The organism is Vibrio sp. 10N.247.311.14 (assembly GCF_041467715.1).
GTDB classification, from domain to species: Bacteria; Pseudomonadota; Gammaproteobacteria; order Enterobacterales; family Vibrionaceae; genus Vibrio; species Vibrio crassostreae_C.
Map to the genome: position 1 here is coordinate 32,690 of NZ_JBFSVE010000010.1, position 22,053 is coordinate 54,742.

17 protein-coding genes, 2 pseudogenes and 1 riboswitch are annotated in these 22,053 nt (G+C 44.3%); of the genes and pseudogenes, 11 read left to right on the forward strand and 8 right to left on the reverse strand.

Features of this window, described 5'->3' with window-relative positions:
- Positions 1-2: 2 nt before the first annotated feature.
- From AB6F11_RS05455 to AB6F11_RS05470, 4 genes are all read left to right on the forward strand, one after another.
- A complete protein-coding gene (locus tag AB6F11_RS05455) occupies positions 3-977 on the forward strand; it encodes an HlyD family secretion protein (RefSeq protein ID WP_017070946.1) in 975 nt (324 codons plus the stop codon).
- Positions 978-984: 7 nt separating this feature from the next.
- On the forward strand, positions 985-2,286 hold the full coding sequence (locus tag AB6F11_RS05460; RefSeq protein ID WP_065583586.1) for an ABC transporter permease: 1,302 nt from the start codon (positions 985-987) through the stop codon (positions 2,284-2,286).
- Positions 2,283-3,455: an ABC transporter permease gene (locus AB6F11_RS05465; protein WP_102393488.1), complete on the forward strand. Its 1,173-nt coding sequence runs from the start codon at positions 2,283-2,285 to the stop codon at positions 3,453-3,455. The genes AB6F11_RS05460 and AB6F11_RS05465 overlap by 4 nt, the downstream gene beginning before the upstream one ends.
- 573 nt (positions 3,456-4,028) lie before the next feature.
- Entirely contained in the window at positions 4,029-5,570 is a 1,542-nt protein-coding gene (locus tag AB6F11_RS05470) for a sodium:alanine symporter family protein (protein WP_017059723.1), read from the forward strand.
- A gap of 143 nt (positions 5,571-5,713) precedes the next feature.
- Here the strand turns inward: AB6F11_RS05470 and AB6F11_RS05475 are convergent, their stop codons facing one another.
- Positions 5,714-5,941 (reverse strand): hypothetical protein, encoded by a 228-nt coding sequence (locus AB6F11_RS05475; protein WP_065584878.1) that lies wholly within the window; start codon positions 5,939-5,941, stop codon positions 5,714-5,716.
- A 322-nt stretch (positions 5,942-6,263) separates the two neighbouring features.
- Positions 6,264-6,998 (reverse strand): chromosome segregation ATPase, encoded by a 735-nt coding sequence (locus tag AB6F11_RS05480; RefSeq protein ID WP_017059725.1) that lies wholly within the window; start codon positions 6,996-6,998, stop codon positions 6,264-6,266.
- Positions 6,999-7,607: 609 nt separating this feature from the next.
- A riboswitch (glycine riboswitch) is annotated at positions 7,608-7,727 on the forward strand.
- A 128-nt stretch (positions 7,728-7,855) separates the two neighbouring features.
- Between AB6F11_RS05480 and AB6F11_RS05485 the strand changes: the two genes are divergently transcribed.
- The gene (locus AB6F11_RS05485; RefSeq protein WP_017066272.1) at positions 7,856-9,226 is read left to right on the forward strand and encodes a sodium:alanine symporter family protein; all 1,371 of its coding nucleotides are present in this window, start codon (positions 7,856-7,858) and stop codon (positions 9,224-9,226) included.
- Between the two features lie 135 nt (positions 9,227-9,361).
- Here the strand turns inward: AB6F11_RS05485 and AB6F11_RS05490 are convergent, their stop codons facing one another.
- Entirely contained in the window at positions 9,362-10,282 is a 921-nt protein-coding gene (locus AB6F11_RS05490; RefSeq protein WP_065583724.1) for an IS5 family transposase, read from the reverse strand.
- A gap of 371 nt (positions 10,283-10,653) precedes the next feature.
- Between AB6F11_RS05490 and AB6F11_RS05495 the strand changes: the two genes are divergently transcribed.
- Positions 10,654-12,129, forward strand: coding sequence for an aerolysin family beta-barrel pore-forming toxin (locus tag AB6F11_RS05495; RefSeq protein WP_102394513.1), 1,476 nt, complete (start codon positions 10,654-10,656; stop codon positions 12,127-12,129).
- Between the two features lie 106 nt (positions 12,130-12,235).
- Here the strand turns inward: AB6F11_RS05495 and AB6F11_RS05500 are convergent, their stop codons facing one another.
- Entirely contained in the window at positions 12,236-12,871 is a 636-nt protein-coding gene (locus tag AB6F11_RS05500) for a LysE family translocator (protein ID WP_017058961.1), read from the reverse strand.
- 296 nt (positions 12,872-13,167) lie between these two features.
- Here AB6F11_RS05500 and AB6F11_RS05505 point away from each other — a divergent pair, with 296 nt between their 5' ends.
- The 4 genes and pseudogenes from AB6F11_RS05505 (at position 13,168) to AB6F11_RS05515 (ending at position 18,028) form a co-directional block, all read left to right on the forward strand.
- On the forward strand, positions 13,168-14,640 hold the full coding sequence (locus tag AB6F11_RS05505; RefSeq protein WP_102394512.1) for a carboxypeptidase M32: 1,473 nt from the start codon (positions 13,168-13,170) through the stop codon (positions 14,638-14,640).
- 1,652 nt (positions 14,641-16,292) lie between these two features.
- Positions 16,293-16,697, forward strand: a pseudogene (locus tag AB6F11_RS21690) (alkaline phosphatase); the annotation flags it as partial.
- 18 nt (positions 16,698-16,715) lie between these two features.
- A complete protein-coding gene (locus AB6F11_RS21695; RefSeq protein ID WP_346762955.1) occupies positions 16,716-17,399 on the forward strand; it encodes an alkaline phosphatase in 684 nt (227 codons plus the stop codon).
- 143 nt (positions 17,400-17,542) lie between these two features.
- A complete protein-coding gene (locus AB6F11_RS05515) occupies positions 17,543-18,028 on the forward strand; it encodes a DUF3299 domain-containing protein (RefSeq protein WP_102394510.1) in 486 nt (161 codons plus the stop codon).
- A 684-nt stretch (positions 18,029-18,712) separates the two neighbouring features.
- On the opposite strand, the gene AB6F11_RS05520 is transcribed toward AB6F11_RS05515, so the two are convergent.
- Positions 18,713-18,919, reverse strand: coding sequence for an antitoxin Xre/MbcA/ParS toxin-binding domain-containing protein (locus AB6F11_RS05520; RefSeq protein ID WP_102394509.1), 207 nt, complete (start codon positions 18,917-18,919; stop codon positions 18,713-18,715).
- A gap of 129 nt (positions 18,920-19,048) precedes the next feature.
- Between AB6F11_RS05520 and AB6F11_RS05525 the strand changes: the two are divergent.
- A pseudogene (locus tag AB6F11_RS05525) lies at positions 19,049-19,309 on the forward strand (carboxypeptidase M32); the annotation flags it as partial.
- 101 nt (positions 19,310-19,410) lie between these two features.
- On the opposite strand, the gene AB6F11_RS05530 reads toward AB6F11_RS05525, so the two are convergent.
- The 3 genes from AB6F11_RS05530 to AB6F11_RS05540 all read right to left on the reverse strand — a co-directional run bounded on the left by AB6F11_RS05530 (position 19,411) and on the right by AB6F11_RS05540 (position 21,972).
- Positions 19,411-20,415, reverse strand: coding sequence for a metal-dependent hydrolase (locus AB6F11_RS05530; RefSeq protein WP_102394508.1), 1,005 nt, complete (start codon positions 20,413-20,415; stop codon positions 19,411-19,413).
- A 143-nt stretch (positions 20,416-20,558) separates the two neighbouring features.
- Positions 20,559-20,987: a hypothetical protein gene (locus AB6F11_RS05535; RefSeq protein WP_102394507.1), complete on the reverse strand. Its 429-nt coding sequence runs from the start codon at positions 20,985-20,987 to the stop codon at positions 20,559-20,561.
- A gap of 175 nt (positions 20,988-21,162) precedes the next feature.
- The gene (locus tag AB6F11_RS05540; RefSeq protein WP_102394514.1) at positions 21,163-21,972 is read right to left on the reverse strand and encodes a sulfite exporter TauE/SafE family protein; all 810 of its coding nucleotides are present in this window, start codon (positions 21,970-21,972) and stop codon (positions 21,163-21,165) included.
- Between the last annotated feature and the right edge of the window lie 81 nt (positions 21,973-22,053).

Genomic DNA, 22,053 nt, shown 5'->3' on the forward strand with positions numbered 1-22,053 from the left:
TCATGAAACCTATTAAGCCCCTTCTTCTATCTTTAGTTGGTATCGGCGTTATTGGCTGGGTCGGATACAGTTTCTATCAAGCTTATCAACCTCAGCCGGTTAAGCTTCAAGGTCAAATCGATGTGCAGCAATACAGCATCTCATCGAAAGTACCTGGCAGAATTGATGAAATATTCGTGCGCAAAGGCGATTCGGTTGAAAAAGGCGAATTGATCTTCTCTCTACTAAGCCCTGAGATTGATGCGAAGCTAGAGCAAGCAAAAGCTGGTCAGAAAGCCGCTGGTGCATTAGCACAAGAAGCAGAGAATGGCGCGCGTACTCAACAGATCCAAGCGGCTAAAGACCAATGGTTGAAAGCCAAAGCAGCTGCCGATCTGATGGACAAAACCTACCAACGTGTAAACAACCTTTACAACGATGGTGTGGTTGCCGAGCAGAAGCGTGATGAAGCCAAAACACAGTGGCAAGCGGCGAAGTACACCGAAAGCGCTGCATTCCAAATGTATCAATTAGCGCAAGAAGGTGCGCGTGACGAAACCAAAGTGGCCGCCGCTCAAAAAGCGTTAATGGCAGCGGGTGCGGTAGCGGAAGTTGAAGCTTACGCAAAAGACACACAGATCCACAGCTGGTTTAATGGCGAAGTCTCTCAGGTTCTATTGAGCAGTGGAGAACTTGCACCACAAGGCTTCCCTGTTGTGACTGTTATCGACACCAAGGATGCTTGGGCTGTGCTCAATGTTCGTGAAGACATGCTTAAGCATTTCGAGAAAGGCAGCCAGTTTGAGGCGTACCTACCGGCTCTGGATAAATCATTAACTTTCCAAGTAACTCACATCGCCGTAATGGGTGATTTCGCAACTTGGCGCTCAACAGACGCAGCACAAGGCTTCGATTTACGTACTTTTGAAGTAGAAGCACACCCTGTCGATACGAGCGAAACACTGCGTATGGGCATGAGCCTAGTGGTTGAGCTTTAGGTGACTTATGTCTGCTAACTCTCAATATACTGGATCGCAATCTAGAGGCTCGCAATCAACTGAGCATCATAGAGCGAAGAATACCTTGCTTCGGCAGTGGGCGATTGTCCGCAAAGACAAATGGTTGTTGTCTTGCCTAACTTGGATTCCTTTGCTGCTTGCTGCCAGTATCTGGCTGATTTTTTCACAAGGGATCGCTCGTGACTTACCGGTCGCAGTTGTCGACCTTGAGCACAGTCAAATCTCGCAACAGTTCACACGCCTTGTTGATGCGTCACCAACGCTGCAAGTCACTCAGAAATACAGCTCTGCGAGTGATGCGGCGAAAGCGATGATCGAACGTGATATCTATGGTTATGTTGTGATACCAAGGCACTTCGACCGAGACCTTCTGCTCGGCTTGAATCCGCAAGTGTCTGTATTCTATAACAGCCAATTTATCTTAATCGGTAAGCTGGTGAACTCTGCCTTGCTGCAGGCTCAAGGGACTTTTAACGCGCAACTTGAAGTCGTGAAACAGCTGTCACACGGTGATACCACGGTGCAATCCGCATTAGGCCAAGCAGTAACGGTACAAAGCCAGATCACGCCGCTGTTCAACAAGAACACCAGTTATGCACAGTTCTTGGTGTCTGCGGTTATTCCTGCACTGTGGCAGATCATGATTGTGGTGGGCACGATATTGGTTTTGACGGCGAACGTTAGAGCTCGTGGGCTTCACGCTTGGTTATCCAACGCCCCTATGAAGTCACTCGCATCAACATTAACGCCCTACCTTGTCTTGTTTTTGATGTTTGGTATCGCGTTTAGTTTTTGGTTCTATGTGCTCTTAGACTGGCCATTTAACGGCAGCTTTGTGGCATTGACTATTGCCCAACTGCTAACCGTGATCAGTTGTATCATTATGGGTTGTTTGTTTTTCTTCTTAACACTTGATCCAGCAAGGGCGATGAGTTTCGCTGGCGCATTTACGGCACCAAGCTTTGCGTTCATGGGTATTACCTTTCCAGTAACAGACATGAATACAGCTGCTCAAATTTGGAGAAGCTTATTGCCCGTGAGTCATTACATCGAAGTACAAACGGCGCAGTCTAGTTATGGTGTGAGCGCAGCACAGTCTTTGATCAGCCTCTCTTCTATGTTGTGGTATGCAGTTCCTGCTTTCGTGGTAATGTTGCTAATTAAGAAACACTTGGCGCAATCAACTCTAACTGCACAAGCAGATCCATCTACAAAAGCAGCTATATCTGCAAAAACAACGCCGTCAACACAGCCAGAAGCATCAGCACAACAAGGAGTAAAACGATGAGCTTTACTCAACTGCTCAAGCAAGAACTCTTAGCGGTATTGCGCAACCCTGTCGTGCTTCTTACGGTATTTGGTGGTGTGGTCTTCTATTCCTTCTTGTATCCATTGCCTTACGCGAACCAAGTTCCTCAACAACTGAAAGCTTCGGTTGTGAACTTGGATAAGAGTCAAAGCAGCTATCAATTAGAGCGTATGGTGGATGCCACCTCTCAAATCGAATTGGTTCGTCGAGACTCCACCATCGCCGATGCAAAACAAGCCGTACTTAACCAAGAGATTGGCGGCTTCCTCGTCATTCCAGAAGATTTCTATAAAGACTTGTTGCTCGGTAAGAGCCCGACGCTTTCTTACGCTGGTGATGCTTCTTACTTCTTGGTCTACGGAACCATTGTTGAAGGGCTTGCCAAGGCCGGTGGTACGTTAGCTGCGCAAGTTAAGGTCAGCCATTTGTTAGTCGAAGGTGTGCCTTTAGAATCGGCAGCCAAAGGCTACAGTGCATTCAGCTTAAACCTGAAACCAACGTTTAATAGTCGCATGGGATACATCGATTACGTAGTTCCAGCCGTCTTTGTGTTAATCCTGCAACAAACCTTAGCCATGGCTTCTGGTTTAGTGGGTGCAACCCAAAACGCTCAATCGACATTTGGCTACTGGAGTAAGACCTCTCCAGCGAAACTGATGCTTGCTCGCTGTTGTACCTTAGTCGGCATTTATTACTTGTTGTCGATGTACTATTTCGGCGCTAGCTTTTCGATGTATGGGATAAACCAGCTCACCTCAACAACACAGATCTTAACCTTACTTCTGCCCTTCTTACTGGCCAGCTGTTTGATCGGGATTTTTATTGGTGAGTTAGTACCACGAAGAGAACTCGTCACGGTTGTAGTGTTAATCAGTTCAATGCCACTGATCTTCTCTTCAGGTTTTATCTGGCCAGTTGAAATGATGCCTGAATGGTTAGTTCTGTTATCACAGCTATTCCCAAGCACACCGGCTATCCAAGGTTTCTTAGCACTTAATCAGATGGGTGCATCTTGGCAAGAAGTGGCGTCTCAATGGACATTGCTATGGGGACAAGTTTTGCTGTGGGGTTCATTATTGGCACTTAAGCTCTACCACAAATCCAGTAAAGGCACAGTTGGCAATAGCAATAGTCATCGGGCCGTTTAGTTTTATGTTCTAGCGGAAAGTACTCATGCTTTCCGCTAGAACATAAAAGCTCTGATAAAGGGCTTTTTTAATATCCTCAGATCCAAAGACACCTTCAGCCTTCGAATGTTTAAACACCGCCAAAACATATCGAATACTCGAACTCTCCTACGTTCGCTCTATGTCCCCCTCTATGTCCCGACAGCCCATCACTCTGAATTATCCTTCACCCGCCCCTAAAACAACTACTGCATATACTTTTCTCTGCCTAAAAAGCATCGACTTATTCCCAAATGATGACAAAACCCGAACAATTGTAAATTTATTGTAAAAATCTCTTTGTTGGCATTATTTTTATGTATAGGATTATCAGTAGGGCTTGATATCCCGAATACCATAGTCTTATTGGTGCACATACCAAAAGGATATCCATACAAAGCAAGATCAGTACTTATATTTATTTCGTTTTTCGACCTAGCTACAGCCGTTTATGTTGCAGTCGAATGAAGTAGATATACCGCTGAGATATACAAATCAAATAGAAAACAAACACAACAGCAACAAACATAATTTATTAAAAAGACAGGGAAAACCATGAAAAACATACGTGAATTATTTTTTGGGTTTATATTATTGTTTAGTTCCAGTGCATTTGCAGAAGAAGGATCATTTAACCAAGCTATCAGCAACTTAAGTCAAAGTGTTGATGGGTTTTTCAACGAATACACAGGTTGGTTCGTTGGGCTGATATTTAAAAGTGTACCGATTGGTGAAGCTAACTTCCCCGTGATTGTTGGCTGGCTGTTGCTCGCTGCGATCATCTTCACTGTTTATTTTGGCTTTGTTCAATTTAAACGTGTCGGCATGGCGATAGACATTATCAAAGGTAAGTATACCGATCCTAACTCTAAAGAGGACGGCGAGGTTTCTCACTTTCAAGCGTTAACAACGGCGCTTTCTGGTACTGTCGGGCTTGGTAACATTGCCGGTGTAGGTGCTGCACTTGCGATTGGTGGTCCTGGCGCGACATTCTGGATGATCTTGTGTGGCCTTCTGGGTATGGCTTCTAAGTTCTGTGAGTGTACTTTAGGTGTGAAATACCGAACTATCCTACCTTCAGGTGTTGTTTCGGGCGGTCCAATGTACTACCTAAGCCAAGGCCTGGGTGAAAGAGGTTTAGGTGGACTAGGTAAAGTGCTCGCTATTGGTTTCGCATTAATGTGTATTTTAGGCGCATTGGGCGGCGGTAACATGTTCCAAGCTAACCAAGCACACGCCATGTTAACTTACGCATTTGATGTACCAAGTGAATACGGTGTGATCACTGGCCTTGTACTTGCCTCTTTAGTTTTCTCTGTGATTGTTGGTGGTATGCCTTCTATCGCATCGGTAACAGAAAAAGTTGTTCCTTGGATGGCTGCTCTGTATATCGGTATGGCTCTGATTGTCATCGGTTCTAACCTTGATCAAGTTGGCCCTGCGTTCAGCGCAATCTTTACAGGTGCATTTACTGGTGAAGGTGTTGTTGGTGGATTTATTGGTGCGCTAATTCAAGGCTTGAAACGTGCAACATTCTCGAACGAAGCAGGTGTAGGTTCAGCAGCTATCGCTCACTCAGCGGTTAAAACAAAAGAACCAATCACCGAAGGTCTAGTATCACTATTAGAACCGTTCGTTGATACGGTAATCATTTGTACAATGACCGCATTGGTTATCACTATTGCTGGCTTAAACGTAGGTCCATTCGATGGTTCTGGTTTAACGGGCGTAACGCTGACTGCTGCATCGTTTACTGAAACGGCAGAAGTATTCAAATACACACTCGCTCTCGCAGTAATCATGTTTGCGTTTTCTACCATGATCTCTTGGTCGTACTACGGTCTTAAAGCTTGGACTTACCTATTTGGTGAAGGCAAAACAACGGAGCTGATTTTCAAAGTGATGTTCTGTGTGTTTGTTGTTATTGGTGCCACGATTCAATTTGGTGCGGTAATCGACTTCTCTGATGCGGCTATCTTTGCGATGTCTATCTTCAACATTCTTGGTCTGTACTTCTTGATGCCAGTTGTGAAGAAAGAACTGCAATCGTTTGTTGCTCGTGTGAAATCAGGCGAAATCAAAACGTATGAGAAATAACGTTTAGTGGAATGAGGTTTTGCTCTAGTAGCTAACTGCATTCTAAGAAACGACACAGCTCTAAAAACGAAACTGTTCTAAAAATTTTTGTAAGACCCTTTGCTTGAGAAAGCGAGAACAGGACTGCAACTTATCCAAAATCCCTACCAGCTTGGCTTGTGGGGATTTTTTATGTCTGAACGATTAGGCGAATAACTACCTTCAATGCCCTGCTCACTCTTTTCACCCTTTTCACTCTGTTCATCATCGTGTTCAACATCGACACGACGAACCAACTCTTCTACTTTGATCATCTCTTTTTGCGCTAATGGCGAGCGACAATCATCGAAACAATAAGCTATGGTGCAGTTCTCACAAAGATACTCTGGCATCACTCCATCCCTTGTCGTCAAAGCAGCCAAATGCGAGCTAGCAATCGACTGCGTGTTCATCCTGAACAACACTATTATGCAGCGACTCTGAGCTGAAAATATGTATGCAAAGTCATTTAATAGACAACAAGTAACATATCATTGTGGATATACGTAACTATTCACAAATATCTAAGCAAACAATGAAAACACGCAAATAATCAATAATGAGAAAGCACCGGATCTATGCTCTCGACAAACGCAAAACGCCCACATCACGTGTGTGATGTGGGCGTTTCAATATTTAGTGCAAAACTAACGTTAGGTTGGTAAAGCCTTCGGCTTATAGACCCATCTCTTCAGTGAGAGTTTTGATCTGTTTGAGGTCCATGGTGTGGACTTCAATCATTTGTCTTATATCACTCAGTCGAGAGTTAGCGTTATCTTGCTTCTCACACGCGTCAGATTTCGCATCCCATGATGTGCCATCTAAGTAAACATCACACGCTTTCTTAAGAGAACCAAGATTCTGCTCGAGTTGATCTCTTTCTTTCTCAAGTTTTTCAAGTTCTTGAGAAATCTGTAATTCTTTTCGGAAAACTTCACGCGCACGCTCAAACAAAGTCGATTGCATGTCAGCCTGACGATTAAGTTTCTGGTTGTCTTGCTGAGTTTGCTCTAACGTTTGCTTCTGTTCATTTAGCTGTTGCTCTAACGAGTAGTTCGCCTTCTCTAAAACCGAAGACTGCTTCGCTAATTCCTGGAGCTCTTTTTGATGCTCTTCCGTTTGTTTCACTAGAGCGGCTTCTACTTTCGCATCGATTTCGGTATCAACTTTTGCCACTTTAGTTTCAACGGATGTCATCAACTGTGCTCTGCTGTCATGCAGTTCTTGATAACGAGTTTCGAGTACCTGGTAAGTGGACTCCCACTTAGAAGCCGTAACTGTAGAACCAATTAAGCCACCCAGTGCTAAACCTATAACCGCAGCAATGCCGATATAGAGCTGACTGCGCTTATCGCGTTCTTCTATAACAACCACTTCATCTTGTTCGCTTTGTCCAGATTGCTGGTTCACTAGCGGGTACTCCCAAAAATTTATTTAACGTTACGCGGTCACTGACACGAATGCCAATACTGATTGTGAAGGCTCAGTTAAACCTATCGCTCAAGCCAGAAGCACTTAAGCTTTACTAACACATTCATCCCACCTGTTTACAGGCAGGCTTAACGAGTTAACTCCGAAATCATCAAGCTGGCAGTATACAAGAGGAAACTGCTAACGATAACTATCACTACCCATTTTTGCAGTTTTTCGTTTGTCCGGTAACGAAATAGTACAAATGCCAAAGCCAATAAAAAAACAATCGCTATTAGTCGAGTCATAACTCCTCCTTGTTTCTCTATTTTATACCATTTAAATAAGCAAGTTACGTCAGAGAGTCGTTGTTTGATCATTTAGTTGAACAACATTTGTGCAAACAGATATTTTGTAGCTGACATCACATTTTATATGATCTAGGATACGCCTACAGATTACCTAATTATTTAGGTAATTGTTCCGATGAAGACTGCAGGAGAGTGGTTTTTAACTAAACATTAACATTTAGTTAGATTGACCCGCCGAAGAAGTAAATCTTTCAGGTGCTTTATGCTGGAGAAATCCAGAAAAGTGAGGACTGTCGTTGGAGGAACCTCTGGAGAGAACCGTTAGATCGGTCGCCGAAGGAGCAAGCTTAGTGCCCGTTACTTATCTATAAGTGATTCGCTAAGTGAAACTCTCAGGCAAAAGGACAGAGGAGTGGAAAGCAACAGCCTTAATTAACACAAGAATTCTATCTAGAAATCCGTATGTATTAAGTAGTGCCCCCGATCCCTGAGATCTGCACTGCCTTCCCTCTTCTCCTTAAATTTTTAATTTATTAAGGGGAATCTATGAACCACCTACAAGCTACACTACAAACCATCAACCAATTCGTTTGGGGACCACCACTGCTTATTCTGCTAGTGGGTACAGGTATCTACTTTACTTTTCGCTTAGGCTTACTCCAGTTTAGACACCTCCCAACTGCACTGAAAATGGTGTTCAGCAAAGACAAATCTGGTACGGGTGACGTATCGAGTTTCGCGGCTTTGTGTACTGCACTTTCAGCAACCATTGGTACAGGTAACATCGTTGGTGTAGCGACCGCAATCAAGATTGGTGGCCCTGGTGCCCTATTCTGGATGTGGCTTGCCGCTGTATTTGGTATGGCGACCAAGTACGCAGAATGTCTACTCGCCGTTAAATACCGCAGAACCGATAGCAATGGCGAAATGGTTGGCGGCCCAATGTACTACCTGCAATACGGTGTCGGCTCACGAATCTTAGCGGTAATGTTCGCTGTCTTCGCGCTCGGCGTTGCTTGCTTCGGTATCGGTACCTTCCCACAAGTCAACGCTATCTTGGACGCAACTCAAATCTCATTTGGCGCTTCGCGTGAGATGTCTGCTGTCGTTCTTACGATATTAGTGGCAGTGGTTACCCTTGGTGGTATCCAATCTATCGCTAAAGTGGCAGGGAAAGTTGTTCCTACTATGGCGGTTATGTACGTCGTCGCGTGTTTAAGCGTTCTGATTTCAAATGCCGACCAACTACTGAATGCCATTACCCTTGTTGTGACTTCTGCGTTTACCAACACAGCAGCAACCGGTGGTTTCTTTGGCGCGAGCATCATGCTTGCTATCCAATCAGGTATCGCTCGTGGTGTGTTCTCGAACGAATCTGGCCTAGGTAGCGCACCAATGGCTGCAGCAGCGGCTAAAACAGACTCATGTGTGAAACAAGGACTTGTCTCTATGACAGGTACCTTCTTCGACACCATCATCATCTGTACGATGACAGGTTTGGCGCTTATCTTAACGGGTGCTTGGCAGACTGATCTTTCAGGCGCTGCGATGACCACTCACGCATTCGCTGTTGGTCTGAATGCAGATACCCTTGGCCCTATGTTGGTTTCTGTTGGCTTAATCTTCTTTGCGTTTACAACAATTTTAGGTTGGAACTACTACGGTGAGCGCTGTGTTGTGTTCTTGCTAGGTACCAAAGCTGTATTGCCTTACAAGATCATCTTCATTGCGTTGGTGGCTTCTGGTGCATTCTTAAAGCTCGACATGATCTGGATAATGGCTGATATCGTGAACGGCCTAATGGCAATTCCGAACCTAATCGGGCTTATCTTGCTGCGCCACGTTGTTATCGAAGAAACCAAGCTATTCTTCAAACCGTTGACGTCTTCACATGATTGTGAAGCAGTTAAAGCGTAAACTGAAGTGATTGAATACCAAGCCCGCACTCAACTGCGGGCTTTTTTATTTTCATCACATAGCGAAACGTCTTAAATTATTGGCTTTGTTGCGTAATTAAATTTAAAGATAGAACAACCCCGTTTCGCGTATTTCTTAATCAATACGACAAGTTTCAGGCATACCTAACCCAGTAAGCTTGTTCAACGCTTTTATCATCGCGTAAGTTTCACCCACCTGGGCATTGTAATTTCTTAAGCTCAATCGTCCTCCTAGCAACTGTTTAACTCGATACATCGCTGTTTCTGACAATGAACGTTTGTGGTATCCATACCGCTCTTTCCAATACTTATTTGAGCCGTATAATTTCTGGCAACCCACGGCGAGATTTCGAGGATGACCACGCTCCCAGAAGGCTGCCCCTTCTCTTGGGGGAATAAGCGCAACGGCTCGCTTCATCTTAATAGCAGCGCGACACGCTCTCGTGTCGTAAGCGCCATCACCAGACACCTCAAGGATGCTTCGACGTGTTTGTTTCAGTAGGTTCGGGAGTACTTCACCATCTGTAACCGTTGATAAACTTAGCTCGGCGGCAATGATCTCATGAGTGCTTGTATCAACTGCAATATGCAGCTTTCGCCAGACTCTCCGCTTGCCATCCGTCCCGTGTTTTTTGACTTTCCATTCACCTTCGCCATAAACCTTAAGGCCAGTTGCATCAATGGCTAGGTGTTGTATCGCTCCTCTCGCTTTAGTCTTAAATGAGACCTCAACTTGCTTGGCTCTACGACTGATGCAGGTGTAATGCGGACAACTTAACGGCACATGGGCTAACCTAAATATCGAGTCGATAAATCCTTGCAGCGCTCTCAGTGGCATAGAAAAAACTCGTTTCACCATGAGTGCTGTCGTAATAGCTAAATCACTGAACCGACGTGGCCTCCCGCGCTTATTCTGTTTGCTTTGCGCCCACCCACTTATTGCTTCTTCATCGATCCAGAAGGTCAGAGAACCACGGTTAATGAGCGATTGGTTGTATTGCTTCCAGTTGGTTGTTTTGTAACAAGGTTTAGGCATAAGGCTACGAGAGAGAGTGGTGGTAGCTGATCAGATCGTAGGTTCTTGATTTAGTTCCATTGAATTACGCAACAAAGCCCATACAAGCGTCAAAAATAACGTCAAATAGTTTTGCCGTCTAAGCCCGAATAATAGGCCTTCATTTTTCTAAAAACGGTTTGAGCCCCATCAAACAATTTACGTTTAGTTGCATACTCTTTCACCGTAAAAACACTAATGACAATACAAGCCATTGAATTTACGGGGTAATTTAATTCAACCCTTTTCAGTATCTATCTATTTATCAACATGAAAAAGTGAACTTGTCTTGTTAACTGCACGGCACACAAAACATTATCAAAATAGAAAAATTACAAATGAGGGAATTGTTAATGATCACAGTAAACAGAAGTCTCTTAGCAACCGCAGTGTTGTCTGTTCTATCAACCGGTGTAAATGCGAAGATTTACCCAGACCAAATAGTGTTTGACCAACTTGGTGAAGATGTATGTCGCTCTGGTTATCGTCCTATAGACCGTTATGAAGCCGGAGAGCAGAAGAGTGCTTTGGTCGCTCGTATGGGCACTTGGCAGATCACCGGGTTAAAAGGAAACTGGGTAATCATGGGGCCGGGTTATCATGGCGAAATTAAGCAATCAAGCAGTGGGTCAACGTTCTGTTACCCAAACAACGACCAATCTGAAATCCCTAACTATTCCGCCAAATCGGTTCAGGAAGGCAGCGAAATCGATGTTCAGTATGAATTAGTGAACAACCGTAACGACTTTGTACGCCCATTAAGCTACTTAGCCCACAACCTAGGTTACGCTTGGATTGGCGGTAATAACAGTCAGTACGTGGGCGAAGACATGACGATAAAGCGCTCTGGCAACAGTTGGGTAATACAAGGAAATAACAATGGCTCTTGTAGCGGCTATCGCTGTGATGAAAAAACCAAAATCACCGTCGACAATTTTGCCTACACCGTTAACGACGACAACTTTTGGCATGGTGATGTTGTCGAGTCGGATCGTGAACTAGTGAAAACGGTTTACGCGACGGCAAGAAACAACAGCAACATCGCGCAACAAGTGGTGGTAGACCTAAAAGTAGACGAATCAACAAACTGGTCGAAAACGAACAGCTACGGATTCTCACAGAGCGTTCAAACAGAGAACACCTTCAAGTGGCCTTTGGTTGGCGAAACTAAGCTCACCGTTAAGTTCGAGGCTAACCAAAGCTTCGCTGAAACAAATGGCAACTCCACTAGCGAACAAGTAACACTTCAAGCTCGTCCTATGGTTCCTGCGAATTCGGAGCTACCGATTCGAGTTGAGCTGTATCGTTCAAGCATCTCTTACCCGTACCGATTCAACGCCGATATTAGCTACGATGTTGAATTCAACGGCTTCCTTCGTTGGGGTGGCAACGCGTGGCACTCTCATCCAGATAACCGCCCGTACAAGGCTCATACCTTCACCATGGGCCGTGGCAGCAGTGAATCTGCCGACATTCGCTACCAATGGGATCACCGTTACATCCCAGGTGAAACTAAATGGTGGGATTGGGGCTGGGCGATTAAAGAAGCTGGCTTATCAAGCATGCAATACGCGACTGGCGGAAGCTTACGCCCCTTCCACTCTTACGTGTCTGGAGATTTCTACGCTGAATCTCAATTTGCAGGTACTATCGAAATTGGACAAGCAACACCAATTACTAACAATCTACGCAGCAAAAGAAGTACTGATTCCGTCAACGAATCTACTGAGCGCATTGGCGACATCGAAGTTACCACCAACTTTAACGCCGATGAGTTGAGTGACTTAGGTTTCGAAGGTGCTGAGATGAACATTAGCGTCGTTGAATAACTGCGCTGTAGAATAAGATCGGTACAAAGATCTACCAGTAATAAAGCACAAAGCCCACGACACATCGTGGGCTTTCATATATTCATGTTCAACTGAAAACGGTGAACTACACAGGCTCTTCCATCAGAAGCTTAACACCCAGCCCAACCAGCACCATGCCCGTCACGCCTTCCATCCACTTCATAAAACTCGCGTTTTTGAGCAAATTTTTAGCCGAGTTAAGCGCGCCAGCCAAACCACATTGCCATACCATCGCAATCATAAAGTGTACCGAAGCCATCAACATAGATTGCAATAAAGGCGAACCTTCAGGGTTTACAAATTGAGGTAAAAAGGCCAGATAGAAAACTGCTGTTTTTGGGTTAAGAACGTTAGACAGAAAGCCTTCACGCAAAGAACGCTTTGCACTGTAAGCCTGCTGAGCTTGTTCTCCGACCTTCAAACCGCCACCGTTTTTCATCAACGCTCGCAAACTGCTTAAGCCAAGCCAGATGAGGTAAACCGCACCTACCATCTTAACGGCTTGAAAGAGTTCAGCGGATTGGGCGAGGATTGCAGATATACCCACAGCAGAGAAAAACGCGTGTACATACAAGCCGCTACAAATACCAAAGCTCGTCATACAACCGTCAGCTAAGCCAGAGCGGCTAGTATTGCGAATCACCAAAGCCGTATCTAAGCCCGGCGTTAGCGTTAAAATAGTGATGGCAATTAGAAATGCCTCAAAGTTCAAAATATCCATATCATTGTCATTTTTGTTCAGCGATCTATCATCAATACCGTGTATCTGAACAATTCGCAAGCAACAATTGCCACCAGCTATACAACTCACTGATTTTGTGCACAATAGAACAGTTTGATTTGTTAAGAAATAGTAAATTCAAGGCATCGTATCGCCTCATGCTTTTCTCGCTATATCTTCGACTGCGAAGGTCGGCGTCATTAAAAAGCAAAGCCATAATCAAAGTACACGAGATGAACCTTAACGCTGACGCAGCCCTAAGGATCATTTAAAGAAACCAAATTAAGAGTAGTCAAATGAGCGCATTCAAAAAACTAGTCGAACACTCTCAAAAATGTTCACGCTTTCAACACCTAGCTTCTATTTGTGGTTGGGACCAAGCTTCAATGATGCCAGAAGGTGGTAACCAAGCTCGTAGTGAAGCGATGGCCGAGCTTTCTGTTCATATTCACGGCTTAATGACTCAACCACAGCTTGGCGATTGGATTGCAGACGCTGAAAATGAAGCGCTGAACACTGAGCAACAATCGTCACTTCGTGAAATAAAACGCCAGTGGCAACAAGCAAACCTACTTCCAGAAAAACTGGTTGAAGCGAAATCTCTATCGGGTTCAAAATGTGAACATGCGTGGCGTAGCCAACGCGGTAACAACGACTGGGTTGGATTCGAAAAGAACTGGCGTGAAGTGGTTGAGCTTTCTCGTGAAGAAGCGCAGATCCGCGCCGACGCAGCTAATTTAACGCCTTATGATGCGATGCTGGATATCTATGAACCGGGCACTAGCTCTGCTTCGCTTGATATCTTGTTTGCAGACGTTAAAACCTGGCTACCAAGCTTGATTGATGAAGTGATCGAAAAGCAATCGAGCGAGCAATTTAACGCACCATCTGGCATCTATTCGACCGAGAAACAGAAAGCTCTTGGTTTAGAAGTCATGAAGCTGCTTCAGTTCGATTTCGAACACGGCCGATTGGATGAAAGTGTTCACCCATTCTGTGGCGGCGTCCCTTCAGACGTGCGTATCACAACTCGCTACGACGAAGCGGAGTTCGTTCAAAGCTTAATGGGTATTGTGCATGAAACTGGGCACGCGCGTTACGAACAAGGCTTACCAAAACACCTAGCAGGACAACCAGCGGGGGAAGCTCGTTCTATGGGCATTCATGAATCTCAATCTTTATTCTTCGAGATGCAAGTCGGCCGCAGCGACCCGTTCATTGGACACTTAGCGAACTTGGCTGGTCAGCAATTCTCAGGCTCAGAATTTGAGAAAGAAAACTTCCAGAAGATCTACACGCGCGTGAAGAAAGACTTCATCCGTGTCGATGCTGATGAACTCACCTACCCTGCACACGTTATCCTGCGTTACGAGATTGAGCGTGACTTGATCAACGGCAAGATCAAACACACTGACGTGCCAGAGTTATGGAATACCAAGATGCAGTCTTACCTTGGTTTAAGCACTCAAGGTAACTTCACTAACGGCTGTATGCAAGACATCCACTGGACAGACGGAGCATTCGGTTATTTCCCATCTTACACACTAGGTGCGATGTACGCGGCTCAGTTCATGGCGTCAATGAAGAAGACGGTGGATGTGAACTCTGTAATTGAAAGTGGTGACCTATCCCCTATCTTCACTTGGTTAGAATCGAACATTTGGAGCAAAGGCAGCCTGCTGACCACCGATGACTTGGTGAAAGGTGCAACGGGCGAAACCTTGAATGCGCAATACTTCAAAGATCATTTGAGAAGTCGTTATCTTTAGATAAAACGCCCAACCAGATTGAAGTGTTCTACTTGCAGAGCTTGCTGTGTAAGTAGAACCAAGCTGAACAAAGCGTAGTACAAGTATTACTCATCTTAGGAACACAACGGCCTGATGCAAAGGTTCAAAATGCCAAAGGCAAACGTGGTTTATTCCTTGATCACACACCGAAAAGCAGCGCTCTCTAACTCAAAAGTGGACAAAACTTTCTTTGAGTAATCCGTTAATTAGAGAAGTTCGGATAACTATTGGTATCGGAAAGTCGCTTAGTTCTGCTGGCGTAGATCAGCTTACCCTTTCGTCAACACATTAAAATCAAGGGTGACTTTTTTCATTTTTAGGGCTGAGAAGGAGCTCGTTAATTACTCAGTCAACAGCCTATGTTGGAAAACTTAAGGCGCATTTCTAAATTTTAATATTTGATTCAATAACTTGTAATAAAACTGAAGCTTTGCTTTCATATTTCAGGACTAATTTCTTTCACACTCGAAATAAATTAGGAAACGCGAAAAATGAAATCCTTTCACAAAAGTCCACTCATGTTGTCAGCAATGACACTGGCGGTACTTGCTGGTTGTAACGAAACTAACACTGAATACGTTGAAAGAGAAATTGCAGAAAGCATCGATTCTGGTCCTTTTGGATGTACTGATGCTGAAATTGCTGAAGCGCCAACTAAAGATTGTCGGCTTTACATTAAAGGCTCGATGAACAGTTGGTCGGCTCCACCTGAAGCACAGTTCCATTATCAAGGCGATGGTATGCATATAGCGCTGTTTAAAATGGAGTCTGGAAGCTATTCCTTTAAACTTTCCGACCCTGAGTGGAGTGAAGAACGTGACCTCGCGATATCCCAAGAACAAGATAGTTTGGTCACCACTGACGTCTTGTATGAGCTTCAGCGCAAATACGGTGAGTTTGAAAACCAAAACATGGACATTGATGTTGATGGCCAAGATCAAACCTTCAAGTTCTCCCTTGACGCGAGTTCAGGTATCAACAACCCAACACTATATATTGAAAATATCACTGATTCTGACGTTGATGCACTAACTAGCCCTGTCTATCTTTCTGGTAGTTTTAACAATTGGGATACCCCTGATGCTTATCAGTTTGATTACGCTGGTGCAGGTAACTATCAAGTAACGGTGTCTTTCGACCAAGACCAAGATATCCAATTCAACTTAGTACAAGAGATCGACGGCAATGAACTGGTTTATGGTGCACTAAAAAATCAGCTCATCGATCTAAAAGAAGGTACTTCGGCACTCACCACCTACCCTGGCGGCGTAATACACTCTTCTGTTGTCGCGGGTACTTACGTCTTTGGTATCTCAACGTTGGGTGATGGACAACTGGCCGTGCCCGTGTCAATTTCTAAAGTACGTGCTAACTCAGGCTACGATAAGCTTACTGCTATTGATATGCCGATCAACCTTGGCGCAGACGGCAGTACGCATGCAGTGAGTTATGACTGGGAAACCGATTCAAGCTCTGTCGGTGTTGAGCTACAAGATGACACAAGACACGACAATGAGCAGTTTCGCCAAATCGCCAAGGCGGATTCACAAGGCCGTTATCAAGTCACACTGACCACCAATAAAGGACTTGATTCTGAATCAGTCGATCAGCACGATGTTGATGTAGTTGAAATGGCGCCAACAAACAACGTGATTCTAATGATTGGCGATGGCATGGGTTACGCACAGCTTGATGTAACTCGCGCGTTCAATGGTCAAGCACTGTTTATGGATTCAGCGTCTCACGTCGGCCAAATTCATACTGCTAGTGCTGATACGCTCGGTTATGAAAAACTAGCTGGGCTTGGTATGCAATACTATACCGACTCAGCGGCAGCTGCGACAGCAATGTCTACTGGCGTAAAAGTGGTCTCTGGTACAATTGCACAAGCACGTCCAGGTGATGGTTCAGACTTAGAAACTATACTCGAAACCGCGCAAAAAATGGGTAAATCTGTTGGTGTCGTGGCGACTTCTCATTGTGTGCATGCAACACCAGCGGCTTTCGTCGCCCATGGACCAAATCGTAACGATTTCGAGCAACTTTCTGACAGCATGTTTGGTGATGTCCAGCCAAACCTTGCGATTTGTGGTAGCAAACAGGTCAAGGATGTTGACGTTATTAGCCGAGCGGCTAAAGACAATGGCTACACCGTAGTAAAAAATAACACTGAAATGCTAAAAGCAGTAGAAGCACTTCCAGAGCAAGACCCTAATGCTTCAATCAAATTTGCTGCTATTTTGGGTGAAAATGAAATTCCTTACGTATTACCAACCGAGTATCAAGCGCAGCAAGGCTGGAGCTACGAAAGCCTTGATATTCCGCATGTCGAAGAAATGACGAAAGTCGCAATTGATATCCTATCGCGAAACCCAAATGGCTTCTTCTTAATGGTTGAAGGCTCACAAATCGATTTTGCTGGTCACATTAATGATGAAGAGCGCATGATCCATGAGACGATTAAGTTCGATGAATCAGTAAAAAGTGCTATTGACTGGGCAGAGACTCGCGACGATACAATGGTGATTGTCACGGCTGATCACGAAACGGGCGGGCTAGAACTGCTTAAAACTAATGGCGCTGGCGAAGTACCAGAAGTAAGTTGGCTGTGGGGTAACCACACTAATGTACCAGTTCCAATGATGGCATGGGGTGTAAACAGTGAAGTTGTTCATGGTCGCTCGGTTGATAACACTTCCGTACACAGCATCATGCGTGGTGCTTTCTCTTCCAATTAATCACGTGGCAGTGAATAGCTTGTCTGTATAAAGATTAGAACTTACACAGTCAGTATCGGCGTACCAAGTGATACTGACTGTGTTTACGAAAAATTCGTTTCACTACGCTTTTGAGGTGCCCCCTGAAATATGGGGCCTTTTTTATGAAAATAATGAATAACTCCTTTGTCGTGCTAAGCCTAATGTTTAGTCACATTATACACGCTGAGCAAGATATTTTGTCTTGGCTTGATATGGTTCCAATTGAAGAGCGCCACTCGTCAACGCCAGTAACTGTAAACCACGAAGAATCGTTAGATGTACGGGCACCACAAAGTCTTGTCGGTAAAACAATTAGTGCGTTAAACAATACTGAGCAACGTATTGCGGGTTTTGTTGTGCCTTTAGAAATCAACGGGAACAAGATTGAGTCATTTCTGTTGGTGCCTTTCTTTGGCGCTTGCTTGCACGTTCCCCCACCGCCGCCTAACCAAATTGTGTATGTCGAACAAACGATTGACTACATAGACCCGTGGGAGCCCATCGTGATCGACGGTACCCTTAAAGTAACAGCTCAGCAGCAACAAGAGATCAGCAGTGGCTATCAGCTTTTCCCAAGTGATGGCATTCAGTTATTGAAAACGTTATAAATACAAATCCACTATACTCAGTTAACTTGAATGTACTCGACAGAGCATCTGAAAAGCATCATTAATTCTAGACGTCAGTGAGCCTGCAATCTCCTGCTTCTGGCAGAGTCACAGTAAAAAATGATTTATAGCCGCGTTGAATTCCTGCTTACTCTTGAACTTAATAACCACCGACTAAAGTAGTTGGTTTAGTATTATGGACAGAAAGCTAATCACTATCGGCTTACTCTTTTTTTGACGATATTCTAGCGTTTTATCTGCGGATAATAACGTGGCTTTTCGAATACGCTTTCATGTTGATAGAGCTGAGCTATCAAGTCGAGTACATGCTGAGTTAGATGTGCAGCGTCTGTTCCAGTTGTTACACAGAAAGATCAGTGTCTAATTCAAACTATCAAGATTCTGGATAGAGACTGCTTAGCTTATCGTTCTTCAAACCATCCCAATTACACCGTCGCCTCGTACAGACTAGGATCGCCCAAAGTGTGTGACTCACTTAAATAGAAATTAATGACACCAGAATAGATTCATGACGCGTTGATGAGGTTCCCCTTTTCAAGGGGATGACGGTTAGCGTTTATTTGTGGGAGCAGTAAAATGACAGAGTCTATTCTTTATTGACCAAGACACTCTGACGGAAGTTGAACTGGCACACTTTGGGGCAAAAGCTTGTAGCAACAAAGCTCACGAAAACACTCCATGCTCTAAACGGCCAATCAAATTGAGTACAGCCTTGGTACCTTCGGCTGTCGAACGCAAATCAATTGGTCGTTTGTTACCAAGTCCTCGAACTGGGTGCTTAAGCCATTGATTAGCAGCTTCTTCACTACCAAACAGTGCTAACGCAGCCTGAAATACTTTATCAAAATTCTTTTTGGTTTCTTTATTCACCTTAAACTCCGCCTAAATTTATATGATAAGTCCTATACACCATACCTACATCAGGAAAAGTTGGTCAAATAATGATTAGCAAACGGATAGATAGTAATGAGCTCAGCAATAATGGGGCATTTCTGAGGGACAGACGGCGCATTCGGTTACTTCCCATCTTACACACTAGGTGCGATGTACGCGGCGCAGTTCATGGCTTCAATGAAGAAAACGGTAGATATAAACTCTGTGATTGAAAGCGGTGATCTGTCTCCTATCCTCACGTGGTTAGAATCGAATATTTGGAGCAAAGGCAGCCTGCTGACCACCGATGACTTGGTGAAAGGCGCAACCGGTGAAACCTTGAATGCGCAGTACTTCAAAGATCATTTGAGAAGCCGTTATCTGTAGTATTTTATTACCTAGTTTTCGAACAAAGAAAGCTAAGTAACACTGAAATAGAAAGGCTGAGCAGATTATCTGACTCAGCCTTTGTACTTTTCAGAACTAGATCATTTATCGCCAGTGAGCATAGCGAAGAAGAGCTGTCTCGATTCTGGTGTATTGTCTCTGTGGGTTTCGTATTTTACATGCGTATTTGCATCAACAGCTTTTGATAGCTTGATGCTCCAAAGTGCTTTCATTTGATTCGGTACAATTGAATATCGGACATCGATAATACGCAGCTCGTCTGTTGGGTCCCGAGCAATATAACCATTTGAAAACCAGCGGAAGCGCTCAATGTCTTTGGCTTGTTGAGAGTCAGGGTCAAGCCAAGGTAAATCCCTGCCAACGTTCAGCTTAACGATCGACTCTCCGGGATACGTGCTTACCGATGAACCGACCCGCACTGCGTCTACATGGTAATGAGCCTCTGTTTCGTACACCACTTTCCAAACCAAGATATTAGCAAAGCTTGGTTTTGCCTCTAATCGGATCGGCGTGTGTTGCCTTTCTTGCGCTAATTGCCACCCAACCGCCTCTGCCCTGTCTCGTTGAATCATCCCTAATGTTGGATAAATTAACGCCCAAGCAAACGCGACACGCGCGAGCCAAGGCGCTCGTTTCAACGTTGCACACACAAGCAACACTAGGATGAGAAGCGTATAAGCAGGATCGATGATTGAGATAGTGTTCCAAGCAAAACGCGCGTTGGTGAAAGGCCAAAGTAACTGCGTGCCATAAGTGGTACAAGCGTCTAACAGTGCATGAGTGCCATAACCCAAAGCACAAAACAGCCAACTTTGTTTGAAAGTAAGCCCGCGCTTTTTTGCAATCAAGTGATGCAAAACCAAGGCGCAGATCAAACTGCCAATGGGGATAAAGAAGAGTGAATGGGTAAATTGTCGATGAAACTCCAAAGCCAACAAAGGGTCACTTTGAGACTTAATCAGTGCATCTAAGTCTGGAGCCAATCCAGAGAGCAGCCCTAATACCCCAGCAACAACCAAATGCTGTTTTTTGCTGGCCGATTGTGACAAAGAAGCGCCTAACACGCCCTGCGTTAAAGGATCCATAAACCACTCATTGATAGCATTCCGTTGAATCAAACAAGATACATTTAGCTATAGCAGTGAATTGGGTTAAATAACAATGTTTTATCAAGATAATCATGTTGATAGAAGATACTGATATGAGTACTTTCCATTAAGCGTTAACGTTAAACGTTTTGCAGAGAAGCCTTTCTCAACAACATTTCCCAATCCGATTTCTCTACCTGGCCTTTCCGAACATTCACCTTGTAATAGCCCTTGTGAGTCAGAGATTTAACTTGAATATACTGTCGAGCAAAGACAGGGTTTTTGATTATTAAGTCCGCTTTAATACCATTTAGATGTATGTCTTCACCCACTAAAGATAGATTGCTTTTAGTGAATCTTGAGGCGAGAGCGTAGAAAGCAACCATGATGATGATTGAAGTAACGAAAGGGAAAAACTGGAGTTCAGTGTGATAAAAGAAGTTAATCGCTAAAGATACGATCACGTAACTTATCGTCATTGATAGAACAACGTTCCAATGTGGGCCGCTGTTCTTAAATGAGATTTCTCGTGCCATCACTTGCTCCTTTAAGTAAGTATTTGACCACATTTGAATATTTATAAAACGTGAACAATCTTATTATGAGCCATGATGCATTAAAAGGCGTTAATACGGCGATTGATAGACTCAGATCGCAATTAGACACTTACATGCGTTTTCTCGCACCTAAATGTCTAATTGATAAAGAAACTGAATCAGTTACAGGCCAGAGGGCGGTCTTTAATTAACGAGCAACCATGCTTGCTGCGATAACCACCAGCAGTATTGAGAAGATTTTCTTAATCGTTGGAACCGGTAAATGGTTGGTGGCTTTTGCGCCCAACGGAGCCGTAAACCATGAAGTGCACACAATACCCAGCAGCGCAGGCAGATAAACAAAGCCAGCAAAACCATTAGATAGAGCAAAGTGGCTGCTGCCCGAACTGATGTAACCTATCGAGCCAAATAGCGCTATCACAATGCCACAAGCTGAGGCACAACCTATGGCCTTTTTCATATCGACAGAGAAGAACGTTAATAACGGAACCAGCAATGCACCGCCACCAATGCCTATCATGGCAGACAAGCCACCCGTAATGGTTGTCAGCACAGTTAGCACGCCCTTGTTTGGCAGTTTTCGTTCCTTAGGTGCATCATTTTTACTGCTTAAGAACATCTTGATCGCAATAAGAACCACACTCACGGCGAACACAATACGAACGACTTTTTCCGGCAACAGAGCCGCCATAAAGCCACTAACCAGTGCACCTAGAGCAACACCGAGCATGATCCAAGGCGCCAGTTCCCAAGGCACGTTTCCATTCTTGTGGTGAGCAAGTGCAGAAGAAGTTGAGGTGAACAGTATCGATGCCAACGAAGTAGCGATGGCCGCAACAACCACTTGATCCGCAGGTAGAATCTCTAAGTGAAGTAAAATGCTGCTTAGCACCGGAACAATGATCAGCCCTCCGCCAATCCCCAAAAGCCCGGCAAGAAAACCAACACCACTGCCTAATAATGCACAGTATAAAATCAACAACAGCAATTCACTCATTTCATCCATCTCTTAATTAAATTAATCGTCTTAAATAACACACTATTAATGTGGTTATATTTCCATCAAGCTAATTAATAT

Bases quoted from the DNA above. Each gene is read 5' to 3' on its own strand.
- AB6F11_RS05495 (WP_102394513.1), top strand. From the start codon at position 10,654: ATGATCACAGTAAACAGAAGTCTCTTAGCAACCGCAGTGTTGTCTGTT.
- AB6F11_RS21695 (WP_346762955.1), top strand. From the start codon at position 16,716: ATGTTTGGTGATGTCCAGCCAAACCTTGCGATTTGTGGTAGCAAACAG.
- AB6F11_RS05515 (WP_102394510.1), top strand. From the start codon at position 17,543: ATGAAAATAATGAATAACTCCTTTGTCGTGCTAAGCCTAATGTTTAGT.
- AB6F11_RS05460 (WP_065583586.1), top strand. From the start codon at position 985: ATGTCTGCTAACTCTCAATATACTGGATCGCAATCTAGAGGCTCGCAA.
- AB6F11_RS05530 (WP_102394508.1), bottom strand. From the start codon at position 20,415: ATGGATCCTTTAACGCAGGGCGTGTTAGGCGCTTCTTTGTCACAATCG.
- AB6F11_RS05490 (WP_065583724.1), bottom strand. From the start codon at position 10,282: ATGCCTAAACCTTGTTACAAAACAACCAACTGGAAGCAATACAACCAA.
- AB6F11_RS05470 (WP_017059723.1), top strand. From the start codon at position 4,029: ATGAAAAACATACGTGAATTATTTTTTGGGTTTATATTATTGTTTAGT.
- AB6F11_RS05475 (WP_065584878.1), bottom strand. From the start codon at position 5,941: ATGCCAGAGTATCTTTGTGAGAACTGCACCATAGCTTATTGTTTCGAT.
- AB6F11_RS05500 (WP_017058961.1), bottom strand. From the start codon at position 12,871: ATGGATATTTTGAACTTTGAGGCATTTCTAATTGCCATCACTATTTTA.
- AB6F11_RS05505 (WP_102394512.1), top strand. From the start codon at position 13,168: ATGAGCGCATTCAAAAAACTAGTCGAACACTCTCAAAAATGTTCACGC.
- AB6F11_RS05540 (WP_102394514.1), bottom strand. From the start codon at position 21,972: ATGAGTGAATTGCTGTTGTTGATTTTATACTGTGCATTATTAGGCAGT.
- AB6F11_RS05485 (WP_017066272.1), top strand. From the start codon at position 7,856: ATGAACCACCTACAAGCTACACTACAAACCATCAACCAATTCGTTTGG.
- AB6F11_RS05465 (WP_102393488.1), top strand. From the start codon at position 2,283: ATGAGCTTTACTCAACTGCTCAAGCAAGAACTCTTAGCGGTATTGCGC.
- AB6F11_RS05535 (WP_102394507.1), bottom strand. From the start codon at position 20,987: ATGTGGTCAAATACTTACTTAAAGGAGCAAGTGATGGCACGAGAAATC.
- AB6F11_RS05455 (WP_017070946.1), top strand. From the start codon at position 3: ATGAAACCTATTAAGCCCCTTCTTCTATCTTTAGTTGGTATCGGCGTT.